Genomic DNA, 16,677 nt, shown 5'->3' with positions numbered 1-16,677 from the left:
TTATTTGGAAAACTTGCAGACAGCGTGTAAAATGCGCATTTGCTATTGAATTTACAGAGAATAAAATGTCAGATTTCGCACGCTGGCCGCTCTTATCCGAAGCATTTTCCCGTTTGGGACGGCCTGTGGTCGTGGTGGATTTGGAGACGACCGGTGGAAATTTCTATCAAGACAGGATAACGGAAGTCGCCCTTGTTCGCTTTGAGCAAGGACGCGCCTCACATTACGAGCAATTGGTCAATCCTTGCCGCAGCATTCCCGAATTTGTTGCCAGGCTGACCGGAATTCATGATGAAACGGTAAAAAACGCGCCTGTCTTTGCCGATATTGCAGGCGATTTGTTGCCGCTGCTGCAAGGTGCAGTGGCTGTTGCCCACAACAGCCGCTTTGACTACACCTTCCTGCGCCACGAGTTTGCCCGTATCCATACTGACTTTGCCGCACCCTCGCTCTGTACGGTTCAACTGTCGCGCCGCCTCTATCCTGAGTTTTACAAACACAGCCTCGACAGCATTATCGAACGCACCGGCATTCAGACGGCCAACCGCCACCGCGCCATGACTGATGTTGCCGCATTGTGTGATTATCTCGAATTAAGTCTGGCAGAAAAAAATCATCAACAATGGGACGAATACGTCCGTGTATTGATGAATCCGAAAATGTTGCCCACTTGGCTGCCTGATTCGCTCGCCCAACAGCTCTATGCCCTGCCTGACAGTTACGGCGTATTGGTTTGGTTTGACCATTTCGGCAAAGCCCAAGCCATTGAAGCACACGAACGCGCATACAGTGAAACCGCTACCCTGCTGCACAGCAAAAAACTGCCGCCGCACATCAAAGCCGCAGCCTCCATCCGTTTTATTCCGGCAGTTGGACAGCTCCATACATTATGGCTCAAAGCCCAGACCATGCAGGAATACCAACTGATGCCGTCTGAAAAGTCCACATCGTTTTCTACCGTCCGCTTTATCGCGGACGAACACGGCAGCCTTCAAGCACGCATTGTCTTGTTAAATAGCGGTACCAGAAACTGGCGTCCTTACGGTTTGTTTGCCCACAAAAAAGCAGCCAAACGCGCCTTGACGCAATGGTCGCAAGAACACAGGCTCTGCCCGGATTCGCTCAATATTTTGCCGACCAGCTACGCAAAAGGCGAACCCTGCCCTGTCGAGGCCGTCGGAAAATGCAACAGCGACTGCCGCCAGCCAAACGGCATCAAACATCAAAACCAACGCATTACCGAGCTTGCCGCCCTACTCCCCGTAACCGATTGGGGTAAAGCGCACGAAATTGAAATTACCGAAACCGATCCCCTGACCGGAAACAGCATTACCCTGCTCTGCGCCGGCGGCGCGTTGGCATTGCCTGATGGAAGCTGGTATTTCGACAGCAGCCTGCCTATCGTGATTAAAAACAAATTCAGGCAAGACAAAGAAAATATCCGTTTGATTGCTTAAAACAAGGCCGTCTGAAAACCAAATTTTCAGACGGCCTATTGTGAATAACTTTCCGCTTTATTCTCAAAACAAAAACTGCCTAAATTTTAATCAGAACTTATTTTTATAATAGCAATCAAATACTAAACCCATTTATACACAAGCTGTTCACACAATTTTCAATGAAAGCTGTGTATACCCAGCCCAACGAGTAAACCATGAACAACCCTGAAATCATCTTCTTTGACATCGACGACACCCTCTACCGCAAATACACGGATACCTTACGTCCTTCGGTTGCCCAAGCCATGCGCGAATTGAAAGCCAAAGGTATTCTGACAGCGATTGCCACCGGCCGTCCGGAAGCCGCCATTCCCGCCAAAGTCAAAACCTTGATTCAAGAATGCGGTATCGATATGCTCGTTACCATCAACGGCCAATATATTTCCTTTCGCGGCGAACCCCTGCAAAGCTACCCTTTGGATATTGCCGACATCGAAACCGCCATCAACCTGCTTGAACAACACAAAATAGACTACGCCTTTGTCAACAACCAAGAAATTGCCGTTTCCTCCCATTCGCCGCGCGTTGCCGAAGGCTTATCGCATATCCTGCCCAACTTCCTGACGGACAAAGAATATTTCCGCAAACAACCTGTTTATCAAATGTTGGTCTTTGTGGATAAGGAAGAAGAAAAAATCCTGCAACCGCTGATCCAGCAACACGGCTTCAAAACCGTCCGCTGGCATGAATATGCTGTGGACCTGCTGTGCAAAGAAGGTTCAAAAGCACGCGGCATCGCCCATGCAGTGGAAAAACTGGGCATTGATATGAGCAAAGTAATGGCATTCGGCGACAGCTTCAACGACTTGGAAATGCTGTCAACCGTCGGCTTTGGCGTTGCCATGGGCAATGGCGAAGAAGCTGCCAAAGCTGCCGCACAATTCGTCTGCCCAAGTGTCGATGAAGACGGCGTACTGCGCGGCTTGCAAGAATTGGGCGTCATTTAAACCATCAAATCAAAAGGCCGTCTGAACATTTTCAGACGGCCTTGTACGTTTTCCAGCAAGGTAATGCTTACTTCGGCAATACCAAAAAGCTAATCAGCAATTCTTTAAATACGAATCCAAACACACCCAAGCCCAAAACCAAGAAGAGCATGGCAATGCCGAATTTGCCGGCTTTGGATTCTTTACCCAAGTTCCAAACGATAAAGCCCAAAAAGATAATCAGGCCGGTGAGGAGGATTTTCATTGCCCATGAGGCGAATTCTGCTTCAGACATTATTTTTTTTCCTTTTATTCTTAAGATGTGTGTTTAATTGCTTTCAGACGGCCTATTAAAATTTAAGGCCGTCTGAAATTTGTTTTTAGATTATTTGTTCAATGCTTGTTGCAAATCATCAATCAAATCGTCGATGTGTTCCAAACCGACAGAGAGACGGATCAAGCCCGGGCGGATATTGGCGGCGAGTTTTTCTTCAGGCTGCATCCGGCCGTGCGTGGTTGTCCACGGATGGGTGATGGTTGAACGCACATCGCCGAGGTTGGCAGTACGGGAGAAAAGCTCCACGCCGTCCACGACTTTCCATGCGGATTCTTGGTCGGCGACTTCAAAGCCGATGACGATGCCGCCACCGTTTTGTTGCTTGCGGATAAGCTCTGCCTGCGGATGGTCGGGCAAACCGGTGTAATATACGGCTTGGACTTGCGGCTGTTGTTGCAGCCATTGGGCGATTTTTAATGCATTGTCGAACTGTTTTTCCATACGCAGCGATAAGGTTTCTACACCGCTCAACAACTGCCATGCGTTAAACGGAGACATCGCCAAACCGCAAGAGTTGCAATATATGGCAACTTGCGTCATCAGCTCTTCCGAACCGGCCAATACGCCGCCCATCACGCGGCCGTGGCCGTCGATGGCTTTGGTTGCGGAAGAAACGGAAATATCCGCACCGTGTTTCAAAGGCTGAGAACCGACGGGCGATAAGAGGCTATTGTCCACCACCAAAAGCGCGCCGATGCTGTGCGCCAGTTCAGCCAGCGCTTCCAAATCGGCAACTCCGCCCAATGGGTTGGACGGAGTTTCCAAGAAAAACAGTTTGGTATTGGGCTTGATGGCCGCTTTCCATTCATCTACATCAACCGGCGACACATGGCTGACTTCAATGCCGAACTTGGTAACGATGTTGTTGATGAAACCGACGGTCGTGCCGAACAGGCTGCGGCTGGAAACAACGTGGTCGCCTGCTTGCAAGAAGGTAAAAAACGCTGCCTGAATTGCGGACATACCGGTCGAAGTGGCTACCGCGCGTTCTGCGCCTTCCAATGCGGCAATGCGTTTTTCAAAAGCGGCAGTAGTCGGATTGGCTGTACGGGTATAGGTAAAGCCTTTAATTTTTTTGGAAAACAAATCTGCCGCATGTTGCGCGCTTTCCCACATGAAGCTGCTGGTCAAAAACAGCGCCTGATTGTGTTCGCGATATTCGGTCTGCTCTTTGCCGCCCCGGATGGCCAGCGTTTGCGGATGAAGTTTTTTGTTCATTTATTCTCCAATCTACTGTGTATTCCAATGGACGGAACAATATTTTTCCGTCTGTTTAACTTGTTAACATTTTGCGCCGATTTCTACCATCTTTCAAGCCGAAGGCCGTGTTTCAGGCCGTCTGAAAAAACAGGAAAACCGTTTTTACTGATAAAGGCGGCCGTCGTGTTTCAACCAGCCGTCAGTATGCCGGCCTGACGGGTCATGGTGCGTCCAATGGATAACGCCGCCCTGCTCCGACCATTCATATTCTCCGTAAAACGCTACTTTATCGCCTTTTTTCAAACCCTTAATCTTATCGGCAAGGTCGATATTGTGGGCCACCAAAAGCGTCTGGCCGCTGGAGAGCTTCAAGATAAAACGTTGGTGGCGCGTACCTTTGTTGTCATCCGGCAGGGTTTTCCATACCGTGCCCTCGCCCTCAACCTGAATATCGCTTTGTTCGTTTTCAAACGCCTGTTTCAAAACCACTTCTGCCGATTGTTTGCCCGAACCGGTTTGCTGTTGAGCCGTATCGGCGTTTTCTCCGCCCGCATTGTTTTGTTTTTGAACGGTTTCTATTTTCTGCTGATGCTGCGATTGTAGCGGCTGCTTGTTTTGTATTTTGTTATAGGCAAATACGGCAACCAGAGCAATCAGCAATACAATGATTTTGTTTTTATTCATAACAATCTCAAAAAAAATGCCCGATTCTGCATCGGGCATATCAACTATTTAGAAAGGATATTTATCACGAAAACGTGAGCCGCCATTATACACGCTTCGCAAAATTTTAAGGGAAATTTATGCCAAAGGCCGTCTGAAACTTTTCAGACGGCCCGGATACTCAGCGGCGGTATTTCATTTCAACCTTCATATCGTCCAGAATACGTTTGACGTTGTGTTCCAATACATCTTCCACCAAACCCGGCGCCTGCTCGTTGAGCATTTGCTGCAACTGGTAAGTGAACACGGCCATTTGTTTTTGCACGGCAATCCGAATCATGCCGTTGACTGCATCGGCCACATGGGGGCGCAAACGTTTAATCAGACGCTCGGTCAAATCTTTTTCAGAAACGCAGAATACTTCCCGACGGCCAATCGCCTGCGGGTTCAAAACATTGATATGGACATTGACGGCCGGTTCTTTTTCAGGTTCAAGGCCGTCTGAAGCCGCCCCTTCAGCCGCTTGCGCATCATCATTTTCCAATTTTTCAGTTTCTTCTGCTTCAGCCACATCAAAATCTACGGCACCCGATTTCGGATTCAGTCTGACGGTGCGCGTCGATTCGATATGACGGTCTGAAGCCGCAGCCTGCAATGCCGATTGCGCGCTCAACCAGTTGTCCTGCAAGACCACCATCGCATCGGTTTCCACTGCTTCGCCATCTTCGGCAAGGGCGGTATTGTGTTCCAGCTGCCAGCGGTACAAATACTCCTGCAGCACTTTTTCGCGATTGTCGGCATCCAGTTTATATTCTTTTTTAGGCGCGGTTTTAGGCGCGACATCGACAGCCTCTTCCGATTTTTTGACCAATGGCGCATGGGTCGGCGCGGTATTGAATTGTCGTGCCTGACGCAATCTTTCCAAGCGTTTTTCCCAATTCAGGTCTTCTTCCTCGAGGGCTGTGGGGTCAAGACGGTTGTTTTCCATAATAATCTCGTTTTTTCATTTTTATTGTGAACCGCATTCAAACAAAAAACGCTTGAACTGCGGCCGATGGTTGGACATATCCGGCAAGCCGGCGCAAGCGTAACATTTTAATATTAATTCACTATATAATCACTATTTTATTTAATACACCCTCAAGGATACATCATGAGCAGCATCGAACAACGCCTCGAATACTTGGAAGAAGCCAACGACGTTTTGCGTATGCAAAACCACGTCCTCGCCACCGCACTCAAAGGCCTCATCCGCTCCCTGCCCTCCGACATGGCCAACGATGCCGTAGAATCCATCCAGCTTGCCTTTGAAGACGCGTTGGCGGAATTGAGCTACGAAGACAGCCCGCACACCGACCTCTTCCATGACGTAACCTACGCATTTTTCCGAGAAAAAGACCACTGATTTCGGCTAGTTTGTTCACAAAATTATGCTAAACTAAGATTTTATCCGTTAACATTTTATTAAGAAAGCACATATCATGAACATGAAAAAATGGCTGGCCACTGCCCTCGCTTGTTCCGCCCTTGCCCTGACTGCCTGCGGCGGTCAAAGCAACAATGCCTCTGCTCCTGCTGATAAAGTGTACCGCGTCGGCTCCAATGCCGAGTTTGCCCCATTCGAATCTTTGGATTCTGCCGGCAAAGTGGAAGGTTTTGACGTTGACTTGATGAATGCCATGGCCAAAGCCGGCAACTTCAAAGTCGAATTCAAACACCAGCCTTGGGAAAGCCTCTTCCCTTCTCTGAACAACGGCGATGTGGACATCGTTATGTCCGGCGTAACCATCACTGACGACCGCAAACAAAGCATGCTCTTCAGCGACCCATACTTTGAAATCACCCAAGTTGTCCTCGTTCCCAAAGGCAAAAAAGTAGCTTCCTCCGAAGACCTGAAAAACATGGCCAAAGTCGGCGTGGTAACCGGCTACACCGGCGACTTCTCCGTTTCCAAACTCTTGGGCAACGACAATCCGAAAATCGCCCGCTTTGAAAGCGTTCCCCTGATTATCAAAGAATTGGAAAACGGCGGTCTGGACTCCGTCGTCAGCGACAGCGCGGTCATTGCCAACTATGTGAAAAACAACCCGACCAAAGGCTTGGATTTCATCTCCCTGCCTGACTTCACCATCGAAAACTACGGCATCGCTGCACGCAAAGGCGACGAAGCCACCATCAAAATGTTGAACGATGCGCTGAAAAAAGTACGCGAAAGTGGCGAATACGACAAAATTTACGCCAAATACTTTGCTAAAGAAGGCGAAAAAACAGAAAAAGCCGAAGCAGCCAAATAATCCGGTTTAACTTCTTAAACTCAAGGCCGTCTGAAAACTTTTCAGACGGCCTTTAATCTGGTTAACGTCATTAAACGCAAGCCTCCCCTATAATCCGCTTGTTTTTATCCTTCAAATGAAAGACACGCCATGATCAAACCCCTTATCCTCAGCCTCGCTGCCGCCACTACTTTGGCTGCCTGCTCCGCTTCTGAAAAACAAGAATCCCCCAACGTCGGCGTGGCCAATCCGGCTTCTGAGTTCTGCGTCAAACAAGGCGGCAAATCCGAAATCAAAAAAGACAAAGACGGCAACGAATACGGCGTGTGCCACTTGCCTGACGGTACCGTTGTCGAAGAATGGGAATATTTCCGTCAACATAACAAATAATTGTTCAATCATAGAAAAGGCCGTCTGAACCCAAGTTTCAGACGGCCTTTTTATTTAAACAACGATTATTTTACTTCCAATTTGGTCACGCCGCCCATATACGGTTGCAACGCAGCAGGAACATTAATGCTGCCGTCGGCATTTTGATGGTTTTCCAAAACAGCCACCAAAGTACGGCCGACTGCCAAGCCTGAGCCGTTCAAAGTGTGTACCAAGCGGTTTTTGCCGTTTTCATCTTTGAAACGCGCTTTCATGCGGCGAGCTTGGAAATCTTCGCAGTTGGAGCAGCTGGAAATTTCGCGGTAGGTGTTTTGCGCAGGAACCCAGACTTCCAAGTCATACGTTTTGGTTGCGCCGAAGCCCATGTCGCCGGTACACAAAGTAATCACGCGGTAGGGCAGTTCCAACGCTTTCAAAATATTTTCAGCGTGTCCGACCATTTCTTCCAGCGCTTCGTATGATTTTTCCGGATGAACGATTTGCACCATTTCCACTTTGTCGAATTGATGTTGGCGAATCAAACCGCGCACGTCTTTGCCGTATGCGCCCGCTTCGGAGCGGAAACATGGGGAATGCGCAGTTAATTTCAACGGCAAATCACTGCCGGCCACGATGCTGTCGGCAACAGTATTGGTCAGCGTTACTTCAGCAGTCGGAATCAGATATTGCGTTTTCTTACTCTCATCACCGCCGCGGGTAACGTGGAACAAATCTTCTGCAAATTTAGGCAGTTGACCCGTACCTTGCAGGGTCAGGTCATCCACAATGTAAGGCGTGTAATGTTCGGTATAGCCGTGTTTCAGCGTGTGCGTATCCAGCATGAACTGAGCCAAAGCGCGATGCAGGCGGGCGATTTGGCCTTTCATGACGGTAAAGCGCGCGCCGGAAAGTTTCGCACCGCCTTCAAAATCCAAGCCCAAAGGCTCACCCAAATCAACATGGTCTTTGATTTCAAAGTCAAATTCGCGCGGCGTGCCAACTTTGCGAACTTCAACGTTTTCAGTTTCGTCTTTACCGACAGGAACACTCTCGTGCGGCAGGTTCGGAATGCTCAACAGCCAAGCATCCAATTCTTTCTGAACGGCATCCAAATCAGCGACAGCCTGCTCCAAATCCGCTTTGATTTGGGCAACCTGATCCATTGCAGCTTGAGCCTCTTCGTGTTTACCTTGGCCTTTCAACACGCCGATTTGTTTGGAAATACTGTTGCGCGAAGCCTGCAACTCTTCTGTTTTCACTTGAACGGCTTTGCGTTGCTCTTCCAAAGCGTTGAAACGCGCGGTATCAAACTCATAACCGCGTGCGGCCAAACGTTCTGCAACTGCGGCGGTATTGCTGCGGAGCAATTGGATGTCTAACATTGTTTTCTCTCGTTAAGATTCAGAATGGCATTATTGTAAACCAATTTAAAGATATTTTCACAGCGACAGGCCGTCTGAAAACAAAAAACGCCCCTGCAAAAGCAGGAGCGTTTTTTAAGAATCCTGGCACGCCCACGGGGATTCGAACCCCGGTTGCCGCCGTGAAAGGGCAGTGTCCTAGGCCTCTAGACGATGGGCGCGTAACCGAAGCGCGAACTATACAGAAAGCCTTTTCTTCTGTCAACGCCTTTACTGCATTTTTAAAGATACTGCCGATTTCCGTATGTTATTTTCCCTGTATAATGCCGGTTTTAATAAAAAGGAAAACTCGCCATGTGGTTTAAGCAAATCAGTTTTTATCCGCTCAACAAAGACAAGTTGCCCGAATTGGAAGTCCTTGCCGACAAATTGGCGCAATCCGAATTTGCCCATTGTCAGGGTTTGGACTGGTTTAGCGAAGGCTTTGCCACGCCGGTTTCCTTTTCGCCCGAGCTGGTTTTCCCTGCCGATTACACTTGGCGTGTGGCCCTGAAAAAAGAAGAAAAAGTCCTGCCTGCCGGCGTCATCCGCGATATTTTGGATGAAAAGGTTTTGGAAATCCAAAATAACGAAGCGCGTAATGTCGGCCGCAAGGAAAAACAAGAACTGAAAGAACAGATTACTGACGACCTGCTGCCCCGTGCCTTTACGCGCAGCAGCCGCACACAGGTGATTTTCGACACGCGCCACGGGTATCTTTTGGTCAACAATGCCGCATCTGCCAAAGCGGAAAATATCCTGACCAAACTGCGCGAAGCCTTGGGCGGCCTTGAAGCAGCCCTGCCCAACACCAAACAATCGCCCTCCTCCCTGATGACCAGCTGGCTGCTGCAAGGCCATTGCGAAGGCGGTTTTGAATTGGACAGCGATTGCGAACTCAAAGGCGTAGGCGATGTTGTTCCGGTCGTCAAAGTTTCCAAACAAGACCTGACCGCCGACGAAGTGGTACAACACGTCAAAAACGGCAAAACTGTTACCCAGCTTGGTTTGGTATGGCGAGAACAAATCGCGTTCATCCTTACCCAAGACTTTACGCTCAAACGCATCCAGTATCTGGACGTTTTGCAAGAAGAAGCGGAAAGCAACGGCGACGATGCCGCCAGCCTCGCCTTTGCCTCGCAAATCCTGATGACCGAAGCCATCAGCACCATGTTGGAAGAACTGGTTTCTTATTTGGGTGGCTGGCAAGAGTAATTTTTCAGACGGCCTTTTGATTGGGAAATATCAAAGGCCGTCTGAAATATAAATAGAAGTATCAGAAAGGATGTCATGATGTTGGGCGCAGTCATTGGCGATATTGCTGGATCACGATTCGAGTTTGACAACTACCGCCACACCGATTTCGATATTTTCAGCCCCGACAGCGATTTTACCGATGACACGATTTGCACTGTTGCCATTGCCGATTGGGTTTTACAAGGCTGCAACGATAATTTGGCCTCTATTTTACAAGGCTGGTGCAGGGCATATCCCTGTCCAAAAGGCGCATATGGCGGCCGCTTCTCACAATGGATAGAATGGAAAGATCCAGAACCTTATAATAGCTGGGGCAACGGCTCGGCCATGCGTGTTTCTGCCGTTGGTTGGGCATTTGCCACATTGGAAGAAACCCTGCATTTTGCTGAGCAATCCGCCATCGTAACGCACAACCACCTAGAAGGCATTAAAGGCGCGCAAGCCGTAGCCGCCGCCATCTTTTGGGCGCGTACCGGTATGGGCAAAGCGCAAATCAAAGAAAACATTACACGGCAATTCAGCTACGACTTGAGCCAAAGTTGCGACCAAATCCGCCCGCATTATCATTTCAACGAAAGCTGTCAGGAAACCGTACCTCAAGCGATTACCGCCTTTCTTGAAAGCGATGATTTTGAACACGCCATCCGACTGGCGGTTTCCCTAGGCGGAGACAGCGATACCTTGGCAGCCATTACCGGCAGTATTGCCGAAGCCTACTACGGTATCCCTGCGGCCATACGCGAACACGCTTTAGCCATATTGCCACGCCGTATTGCTGAAACCCTGCTGACTTTTGAATCTCAATATCAGGCCGTCTGAAACCGCCTGCAAAAAGGAATGAATGATGAAATACCTCGCCCTACTCCCTATCGCCTTCATGCTGGGTACGCCTGCCATTGCCGAAACCATCAATCCTTATCAGGAAAAAGGTTGCGTTTACGATGGCGATGTCGGCAAAGACGGCAAACCATCCGGCAAAGGCACATGGAAATGCCAAGACGGCCGCAGCTATGTCGGAGCCTTTAAAGACGGTAAATTTGACGGCAAAGGCGTATATACCATTTCCAGCAACAGCGAAACCTTTATCGAACCTTTCTCCTCCAACAGCGCCAAATTACGCAATATGACGCTGGAGGGCGTGTTCAAAAAAGGTAGGGCGCACGGAAACTTTACCGCCTCCCAAAACGGCACACCAGTCTTCATCATGAAATGCGAAGACGGTATGATTAAAGAAGTCAAACTGCCTAAGAAATCCGCTTCCAAAACCAAATAAACAGCCTTTCAGACGGCCTTATCCAGCTTTTAGGCCGTCTGAAACATCAATGAACAAGCCTGCTTATAAGGCTGTTGTGTTGATTTTAAAGAATTTCCAAACAACCCTTACCCCAGGACAACCACCATGAGCATTAAATCCGACAAATGGATACGCCGCATGGCCGAAGAACACGGCATGATTGAGCCGTTTGAGCCCAACCAAATCAAAGAGGCCAACGGTCAGCGCATCATCTCCTACGGCACGTCCAGCTACGGCTACGACATCCGTTGCGCCAATGAATTCAAAATCTTCACCAATATCAACAGCACCATCGTCGACCCGAAAAATTTCGACCCGAAAAACTTCGTAACCGTCGAAGACGACTGCTGCATCATTCCGCCCAACTCCTTTGCCCTGGCGCGCACAGTCGAATATTTCCGCATCCCGCGCAACGTCCTGACCGTCTGCTTGGGCAAGTCCACCTACGCACGCTGCGGCATCATCGTCAACGTTACCCCGTTCGAGCCGGAGTGGGAAGGCTACGTTACGCTTGAGTTTTCCAACACCACCCCCCTGCCTGCCAAAATCTATGCCGGCGAAGGCGTGGCTCAAGTCTTGTTCTTTGAAAGCGATGAAGTCTGCGAAACTTCATACAAAGACCGAAACGGTAAATACATGGGACAAACCGGTGTTACCTTGCCTAAGACTTAATATACAAAATAAAAAAAGGCCGTCTGAAGTTTCAGACGGCCTTTTATCATTTCATTTAGAAACGGCGTTTCAGCTTACAAGCCTGCAAGATATGAACGGCGAGTTCTTCCACTGATTTATCCGTTGTATTGGTAAACGGTACTCCGTGGCGTTTGAACATATTTTGCGCATCGGCAATCTCACTGCGGCAAGTATCGATTTTGGCATAGGTCGAATTAGGACGGCGTTCCTGACGGATTGCCTGCAAGCGTTCAGGCTGAATGGTCAAACCAAACAGCTTGTCTTTATAAGGCTTGACCATACGCGGCAAATCTGTGGATTCCAAATCATCAGGAATCAGCGGATAGTTGGCGGCACGGATACCGTATTGCAAGGCCAGATAGAGACAAGTCGGCGTTTTGCCCGAACGGGAAACCCCCATCAAAATCACATCCGCTTCCTGCAGGTTTTTATCGCTGACACCGTCATCATGATTCAGTGAAAAATTGACCGCCTCCATACGCGCATCATAGCGTTGGGTATTGCCGATACTGTGGTGCCCCTGCCGGGCGGCAACCGCCTCCGTATTGAGTTCCTTTTCCAAAAGACCGAGAAAGGTTTCAAAGAAATTAATATGGAACGCATTGGCTTTCTTGATGATTTCACGGATTTCGTCATTGACCACACTGACAAAAGCAATCGGGCGCACGCCGAATTTTTCAGCTGACTGGTTGACTTTGTCTACAACAGCACGTGCTTTTTCAGGCGTATCGATAAACGGATAGGTATGGCGTTTGAACTCAACATTGCCAAATTGGTTCAGCAAGGCTTCACCGATATTTTCAGCGGTCAGACCGGTTCGGTCGGAAATATAGAAGACTTGGCGTGGATCAGTCATAATGAATCCTCTTGAGGGTAACGTTTCAGACGGCAATCATAGCAGTTACAGCCTTTGCAATAAAGCAATTCCCGATAGATTACACAGGATTACAACAAATTTGAACAATTTTTAAATTGGCACAAAATTTTATTTTTTGCTATTTTGTAGAATTTTATTCTAAAATTGTAAAATAAATCTTGTTTATCAAATTTATTAACTTATTTTGTTTTCCATATTTAACAAGAAGATAACACGCAAAAACATGAATCTGATATTCACATTTCAGAAGGCTACACGCCTGAAAAGCACAATATCACAGACGAATTTGTGATTTTTAAAAAGATAAAACACATGACAGCCATCAAACGAATGGCTACAATAAGCAGGCGGATTTGTTTCTTTTTTAACATTTTTTGGATTGGATTGGACACACAAATGGCCGAAAACTACGTTATTTGGTTTGAAAACCTGCGTATGACTGACGTTGAGCGAGTGGGCGGTAAAAATGCCTCTTTGGGCGAAATGATCAGCCAACTGACTGAAAAAGGCGTGCGCGTTCCCGGCGGTTTTGCAACCACAGCCGAAGCTTATCGTGCTTTCCTGGCTCACAATGGTCTGAGCGAGCGTATTTCCGAAGCCCTGAAACACCTGGATGTTGAAGACGTTGCCGAGTTGGCGCGCGTGGGTAAAGAAATCCGTCAATGGATTTTGGATACCCCGTTCCCTGAGCAACTGGATGCTGAAATCGAAACAGCTTGGAACAAAATGGTTGCCGATGCCGGCGGTGCGGACATCTCCGTTGCCGTACGTTCTTCTGCAACAGCAGAAGACTTGCCGGACGCTTCTTTCGCCGGCCAACAAGAAACCTTCCTGAATATCAATGGTTTGGATAACGTTAAAGAAGCGATGCACCATGTATTCGCTTCCCTGTACAACGACCGTGCCATTTCTTACCGTGTCCACAAAGGCTTCGAACACGACATCGTTGCCCTTTCTGCCGGCGTACAACGCATGGTGCGCTCTGACAGCGGTGCCTCCGGTGTGATGTTCACCATCGATACCGAATCCGGTTACGACCAAGTCGTTTTCGTTACCTCTTCTTACGGCCTGGGCGAAAACGTCGTACAAGGCGCGGTAAACCCTGACGAATTCTATGTATTCAAACCTACTTTGAAAGCAGGCAAACCGGCTATCCTGCGCAAAACCATGGGTTCGAAACAAATCAAAATGATTTTTACCGACAAAGCCGAAGCCGGTAAATCTGTAACCAACGTTGATGTACCTGCAGAAGACCGTCAACGCTTCTCCATTACCGACGCCGAAGTAACCGAGTTGGCTCATTACGCGCTGACCATCGAAAAACACTACGGCCGCCCAATGGACATCGAATGGGGGCGCGATGGTTTGGATGGCAAACTCTACATCCTGCAAGCACGCCCTGAAACTGTAAAATCTCAAGAAGACGGCAGCCGCAACCTGCGCCGCTTCTCTATCAACGGCGAAAAAGTTGTCTTGTGCGAAGGCCGAGCTATCGGTCAAAAAGTTGGCCAAGGTAAAGTTCGCTTGGTGAAAGATGCTTCAGAGATGGATTCCGTTGAAGCAGGCGACGTACTCGTTACCGACATGACCGACCCGGATTGGGAACCGGTAATGAAACGTGCTTCTGCCATTGTTACCAACCGTGGTGGCCGTACCTGCCACGCAGCGATTATCGCGCGTGAATTGGGTATTCCGGCTGTTGTAGGTTGTGGCGATGCTACCGACCTGCTTTCAGACGGCCAAGAAGTTACCGTATCTTGTGCCGAAGGCGATACCGGCTTCATCTACTCCGGCCTGCTGGACGTACAAGTTACCGATGTTGCTTTGGACAACATGCCTAAAGCCCCTGTCAAAGTGATGATGAACGTTGGTAACCCTGAATTGGCATTCAGCTTCGCCAACCTGCCTAGCGAAGGCATCGGCTTGGCACGTATGGAATTCATCATCAACCGTCAAATCGGTATCCATCCTAAAGCCTTGTTGGAATTTGACAAACAAGACGACGAATTGAAAGCGGAAATTACCCGCCGCATCGCTGGCTACGCTTCTCCTGTCGACTTCTATGTCGATAAAATCGCAGAAGGTGTGGCAACTTTGGCTGCTTCGGTTTATCCACGCAAAACCATCGTCCGTATGTCTGACTTCAAATCCAACGAGTACGCTAACTTGGTAGGTGGCAGCATCTACGAACCGCACGAAGAAAACCCAATGTTGGGCTTCCGTGGTGCAGCGCGTTATGTTGCTGACAGCTTCAAAGACTGCTTCGCACTCGAGTGCAAAGCCTTGAAACGTGTCCGTGACGAAATGGGTTTGACCAACGTCGAAATCATGATTCCATTCGTCCGCACTTTGGGTGAAGCCGAAGCTGTTGTCAAAGCCCTGAAAGAAAACGGTTTGGAACGCGGCAAAAACGGCCTGCGCCTGATCATGATGTGCGAGTTGCCAAGCAACGCTGTATTGGCAGAACAATTCCTGCAATACTTCGACGGCTTCTCCATCGGCTCTAACGACATGACCCAGCTGACCCTCGGCCTCGACCGTGACAGCGGTTTGGTATCCGAATCCTTCGACGAACGCAATCCTGCCGTTAAAGTGATGTTGCACTTGGCAATCTCTGCCTGCCGCAAACAAAACAAATACGTCGGCATTTGCGGTCAAGGCCCGTCAGACCATCCGGACTTTGCCAAATGGCTGGTTCAAGAAGGTATCGAAAGCGTATCGCTCAACCCTGATACCGTGATTGAAACTTGGCTGTATTTGGCTAACGAATTGAACAAATAAGTTCGATGAGACCAAAATCCCCTGCCCATCTATCTCGGCAGGGGATTTTTATTGCCTTATTCAATGCCGTCTGAAAAAACTTTCACTTTCTTTTACCTTAATAAAAAAATCCTTTATCATCAAAATGATAAAAAAATATACCGCCATATCCACAAATTTTCAATGTTAATATACTGCCTTTCTGCATTTTACCCCATGCCTTTTGAGTGAACCTTTTTTCACTCTTCCTATCTATCATACACAGCATAACGATACATTTTGAAATATCCCATGAATACAAACTTTATTTCCACCTTTCAGACGGCCTTAAAACGTCTGGCACTCATCAGCGTCATTGCCATCTTGGCAGCCTGCGCCGGCAACAATACCTCTTCCAACCGTGCCGTACCTGACGGCTACTACAAAGTCCGCCCTGGCGATACCCTGACCCAAATCGCCAAACGCTACGGACAAAATGTCAACACGCTGGTTGCCTGGAATAATCTTCCTAACTCCTCACAAATCGAAGTCGGCCAAGTATTGCGCGTCCGCCGTCATGTTGCCCCACGCAGCACTGCAACGCAGCAACGCCAAACCACTGCCGTTACCCCGATCAACCGATTGAACCTGCAATGGCCGACCGATAACGCTTCATCCTCCATTATCCAACGCTACAACGGCACAACCAGCAAAGGCATAGATATTGCAGGCACACAAGGCCAACAAATCCGTTCCGCCGCAGCCGGTACCGTTATCTACGTTGGCGAAGAAGTCCGCGGCTACGGCAAGCTGATTTTGATCAGCCACAATGACTACACCATTACCGCCTACGCCCACAACGACACGCTTTTGGTACAAAAAGATCAAAAAGTCCAAGCAGGCCAAGTTATCGCCACCATGGGCAACAGCGATTCAGACAGCGTCAAACTGCATTTTGAAGTACGTCTAAACGGCAAAGCAGTCGATCCCCTGCCTTATTTGACCAGAACAAATTAATACCTCAATCAAAAGGCCGTCTGAAACAAAATTATTTCAGACGGCCTTTTGATTTGTCTTACCATAACACCCATCTCAACAAAGCATTGACCAAATTAACTTATGTTGATTGAGTGAAAACGCCATTATACAA

The 16,677-nt window shown here is 48.6% G+C and carries 17 protein-coding genes and 1 tRNA gene; 11 read left to right on the top strand and 7 right to left on the bottom strand.

Annotation, left to right across the window (positions count from 1 at the left end):
* Positions 1-65 precede the first annotated feature (65 nt).
* Positions 66-1,457, top strand: coding sequence for an exonuclease domain-containing protein (locus O3681_RS00405; protein WP_371459024.1), 1,392 nt, complete (start codon positions 66-68; stop codon positions 1,455-1,457).
* A gap of 197 nt (positions 1,458-1,654) precedes the next feature.
* On the top strand, positions 1,655-2,446 hold the full coding sequence (locus O3681_RS00400; RefSeq protein WP_371459023.1) for a Cof-type HAD-IIB family hydrolase: 792 nt from the start codon (positions 1,655-1,657) through the stop codon (positions 2,444-2,446).
* A gap of 67 nt (positions 2,447-2,513) precedes the next feature.
* Here the strand turns inward: O3681_RS00400 and O3681_RS00395 are convergent, their stop codons facing one another.
* From O3681_RS00395 to O3681_RS00380, 4 genes are all read right to left on the bottom strand, one after another.
* A complete protein-coding gene (locus O3681_RS00395) occupies positions 2,514-2,720 on the bottom strand; it encodes a DUF2788 domain-containing protein (protein ID WP_003747401.1) in 207 nt (68 codons plus the stop codon).
* 90 nt (positions 2,721-2,810) lie between these two features.
* Positions 2,811-3,980 (bottom strand): O-succinylhomoserine sulfhydrylase, encoded by a 1,170-nt coding sequence (gene metZ, locus O3681_RS00390; protein WP_371459022.1) that lies wholly within the window; start codon positions 3,978-3,980, stop codon positions 2,811-2,813.
* Between the two features lie 144 nt (positions 3,981-4,124).
* Complete coding sequence (locus tag O3681_RS00385; protein WP_371459021.1) at positions 4,125-4,685, bottom strand: DUF3465 domain-containing protein; 561 nt, start codon at positions 4,683-4,685, stop codon at positions 4,125-4,127.
* A gap of 121 nt (positions 4,686-4,806) precedes the next feature.
* Positions 4,807-5,613, bottom strand: coding sequence for a hypothetical protein (locus O3681_RS00380; protein WP_371459020.1), 807 nt, complete (start codon positions 5,611-5,613; stop codon positions 4,807-4,809).
* A 165-nt stretch (positions 5,614-5,778) separates the two neighbouring features.
* Between O3681_RS00380 and O3681_RS00375 the strand changes: the two genes are divergently transcribed.
* The 3 genes from O3681_RS00375 to O3681_RS00365 all read left to right on the top strand — a co-directional run bounded on the left by O3681_RS00375 (position 5,779) and on the right by O3681_RS00365 (position 7,288).
* Positions 5,779-6,030 carry a hypothetical protein gene (locus O3681_RS00375; protein ID WP_070588139.1) on the top strand — a complete coding sequence of 84 codons (252 nt, stop codon included), beginning with the start codon at positions 5,779-5,781 and terminating at the stop codon, positions 6,028-6,030.
* A gap of 76 nt (positions 6,031-6,106) precedes the next feature.
* Positions 6,107-6,919, top strand: a complete 813-nt coding sequence (locus O3681_RS00370; RefSeq protein ID WP_070837467.1) for a basic amino acid ABC transporter substrate-binding protein — start codon at positions 6,107-6,109, stop codon at positions 6,917-6,919.
* A gap of 129 nt (positions 6,920-7,048) precedes the next feature.
* Positions 7,049-7,288, top strand: coding sequence for a DUF333 domain-containing protein (locus O3681_RS00365; protein ID WP_371459019.1), 240 nt, complete (start codon positions 7,049-7,051; stop codon positions 7,286-7,288).
* A gap of 65 nt (positions 7,289-7,353) precedes the next feature.
* On the opposite strand, the gene serS is transcribed toward O3681_RS00365, so the two are convergent.
* Together serS and O3681_RS00355 are read right to left on the bottom strand one after the other, a co-directional pair.
* The gene (serS, locus tag O3681_RS00360; RefSeq protein WP_371459018.1) at positions 7,354-8,649 is read right to left on the bottom strand and encodes a serine--tRNA ligase; all 1,296 of its coding nucleotides are present in this window, start codon (positions 8,647-8,649) and stop codon (positions 7,354-7,356) included.
* A 124-nt stretch (positions 8,650-8,773) separates the two neighbouring features.
* Positions 8,774-8,849, bottom strand: a tRNA-Glu gene (locus O3681_RS00355).
* Positions 8,850-8,982: 133 nt separating this feature from the next.
* On the opposite strand from O3681_RS00355, the gene O3681_RS00350 reads away from it, so the two are divergent.
* From O3681_RS00350 to dcd, 4 genes are all read left to right on the top strand, one after another.
* Complete coding sequence (locus O3681_RS00350; RefSeq protein WP_004521096.1) at positions 8,983-9,882, top strand: recombination-associated protein RdgC; 900 nt, start codon at positions 8,983-8,985, stop codon at positions 9,880-9,882.
* A gap of 78 nt (positions 9,883-9,960) precedes the next feature.
* The gene (locus O3681_RS00345; RefSeq protein WP_371459461.1) at positions 9,961-10,743 is read left to right on the top strand and encodes an ADP-ribosylglycohydrolase family protein; all 783 of its coding nucleotides are present in this window, start codon (positions 9,961-9,963) and stop codon (positions 10,741-10,743) included.
* 22 nt (positions 10,744-10,765) lie between these two features.
* On the top strand, positions 10,766-11,197 hold the full coding sequence (locus O3681_RS00340) for a hypothetical protein (RefSeq protein ID WP_371459017.1): 432 nt from the start codon (positions 10,766-10,768) through the stop codon (positions 11,195-11,197).
* Positions 11,198-11,323: 126 nt separating this feature from the next.
* Entirely contained in the window at positions 11,324-11,890 is a 567-nt protein-coding gene (gene dcd / locus O3681_RS00335; RefSeq protein ID WP_003680541.1) for a dCTP deaminase, read from the top strand.
* Between the two features lie 55 nt (positions 11,891-11,945).
* Here the strand turns inward: dcd and O3681_RS00330 are convergent, their stop codons facing one another.
* Entirely contained in the window at positions 11,946-12,767 is an 822-nt protein-coding gene (locus O3681_RS00330) for a pyruvate, water dikinase regulatory protein (RefSeq protein WP_036491303.1), read from the bottom strand.
* 417 nt (positions 12,768-13,184) lie between these two features.
* Here O3681_RS00330 and ppsA point away from each other — a divergent pair, with 417 nt between their 5' ends.
* Both ppsA and O3681_RS00320 read left to right on the top strand, forming a co-directional pair.
* The gene (ppsA, locus tag O3681_RS00325; protein ID WP_371459016.1) at positions 13,185-15,569 is read left to right on the top strand and encodes a phosphoenolpyruvate synthase; all 2,385 of its coding nucleotides are present in this window, start codon (positions 13,185-13,187) and stop codon (positions 15,567-15,569) included.
* Positions 15,570-15,839: 270 nt separating this feature from the next.
* On the top strand, positions 15,840-16,544 hold the full coding sequence (locus tag O3681_RS00320; RefSeq protein ID WP_254323124.1) for a peptidoglycan DD-metalloendopeptidase family protein: 705 nt from the start codon (positions 15,840-15,842) through the stop codon (positions 16,542-16,544).
* The last annotated feature ends 133 nt before the right edge of the window (positions 16,545-16,677 follow it).

The sequence above is a fragment of the Neisseria sp. 27098_8_158 genome, from assembly GCF_041433145.1.
GTDB lineage: Bacteria > Pseudomonadota > Gammaproteobacteria > Burkholderiales > Neisseriaceae > Neisseria > Neisseria subflava_E.
Note: the sequence above shows the minus strand (reverse complement) of the source record. Positions and strands in the feature narration are given on the sequence as shown.

What these genes read in the sequence shown, in the direction of transcription:
- O3681_RS00350 (WP_004521096.1), top strand. Translation starts at nt 8,983, where the DNA reads ATGTGGTTTAAGCAAATCAGTTTTTATCCGCTCAACAAAGACAAGTTG.
- O3681_RS00345 (WP_371459461.1), top strand. Translation starts at nt 9,961, where the DNA reads ATGTTGGGCGCAGTCATTGGCGATATTGCTGGATCACGATTCGAGTTT.
- serS (WP_371459018.1), bottom strand. Translation starts at nt 8,649, where the DNA reads ATGTTAGACATCCAATTGCTCCGCAGCAATACCGCCGCAGTTGCAGAA.
- metZ (WP_371459022.1), bottom strand. Translation starts at nt 3,980, where the DNA reads ATGAACAAAAAACTTCATCCGCAAACGCTGGCCATCCGGGGCGGCAAA.
- O3681_RS00370 (WP_070837467.1), top strand. Translation starts at nt 6,107, where the DNA reads ATGAACATGAAAAAATGGCTGGCCACTGCCCTCGCTTGTTCCGCCCTT.
- O3681_RS00405 (WP_371459024.1), top strand. Translation starts at nt 66, where the DNA reads ATGTCAGATTTCGCACGCTGGCCGCTCTTATCCGAAGCATTTTCCCGT.
- O3681_RS00385 (WP_371459021.1), bottom strand. Translation starts at nt 4,685, where the DNA reads ATGCCCGATGCAGAATCGGGCATTTTTTTTGAGATTGTTATGAATAAA.
- O3681_RS00400 (WP_371459023.1), top strand. Translation starts at nt 1,655, where the DNA reads ATGAACAACCCTGAAATCATCTTCTTTGACATCGACGACACCCTCTAC.
- O3681_RS00375 (WP_070588139.1), top strand. Translation starts at nt 5,779, where the DNA reads ATGAGCAGCATCGAACAACGCCTCGAATACTTGGAAGAAGCCAACGAC.
- O3681_RS00365 (WP_371459019.1), top strand. Translation starts at nt 7,049, where the DNA reads ATGATCAAACCCCTTATCCTCAGCCTCGCTGCCGCCACTACTTTGGCT.
- O3681_RS00320 (WP_254323124.1), top strand. Translation starts at nt 15,840, where the DNA reads ATGAATACAAACTTTATTTCCACCTTTCAGACGGCCTTAAAACGTCTG.
- O3681_RS00330 (WP_036491303.1), bottom strand. Translation starts at nt 12,767, where the DNA reads ATGACTGATCCACGCCAAGTCTTCTATATTTCCGACCGAACCGGTCTG.
- O3681_RS00395 (WP_003747401.1), bottom strand. Translation starts at nt 2,720, where the DNA reads ATGTCTGAAGCAGAATTCGCCTCATGGGCAATGAAAATCCTCCTCACC.
- dcd (WP_003680541.1), top strand. Translation starts at nt 11,324, where the DNA reads ATGAGCATTAAATCCGACAAATGGATACGCCGCATGGCCGAAGAACAC.
- ppsA (WP_371459016.1), top strand. Translation starts at nt 13,185, where the DNA reads ATGGCCGAAAACTACGTTATTTGGTTTGAAAACCTGCGTATGACTGAC.
- O3681_RS00340 (WP_371459017.1), top strand. Translation starts at nt 10,766, where the DNA reads ATGATGAAATACCTCGCCCTACTCCCTATCGCCTTCATGCTGGGTACG.
- O3681_RS00380 (WP_371459020.1), bottom strand. Translation starts at nt 5,613, where the DNA reads ATGGAAAACAACCGTCTTGACCCCACAGCCCTCGAGGAAGAAGACCTG.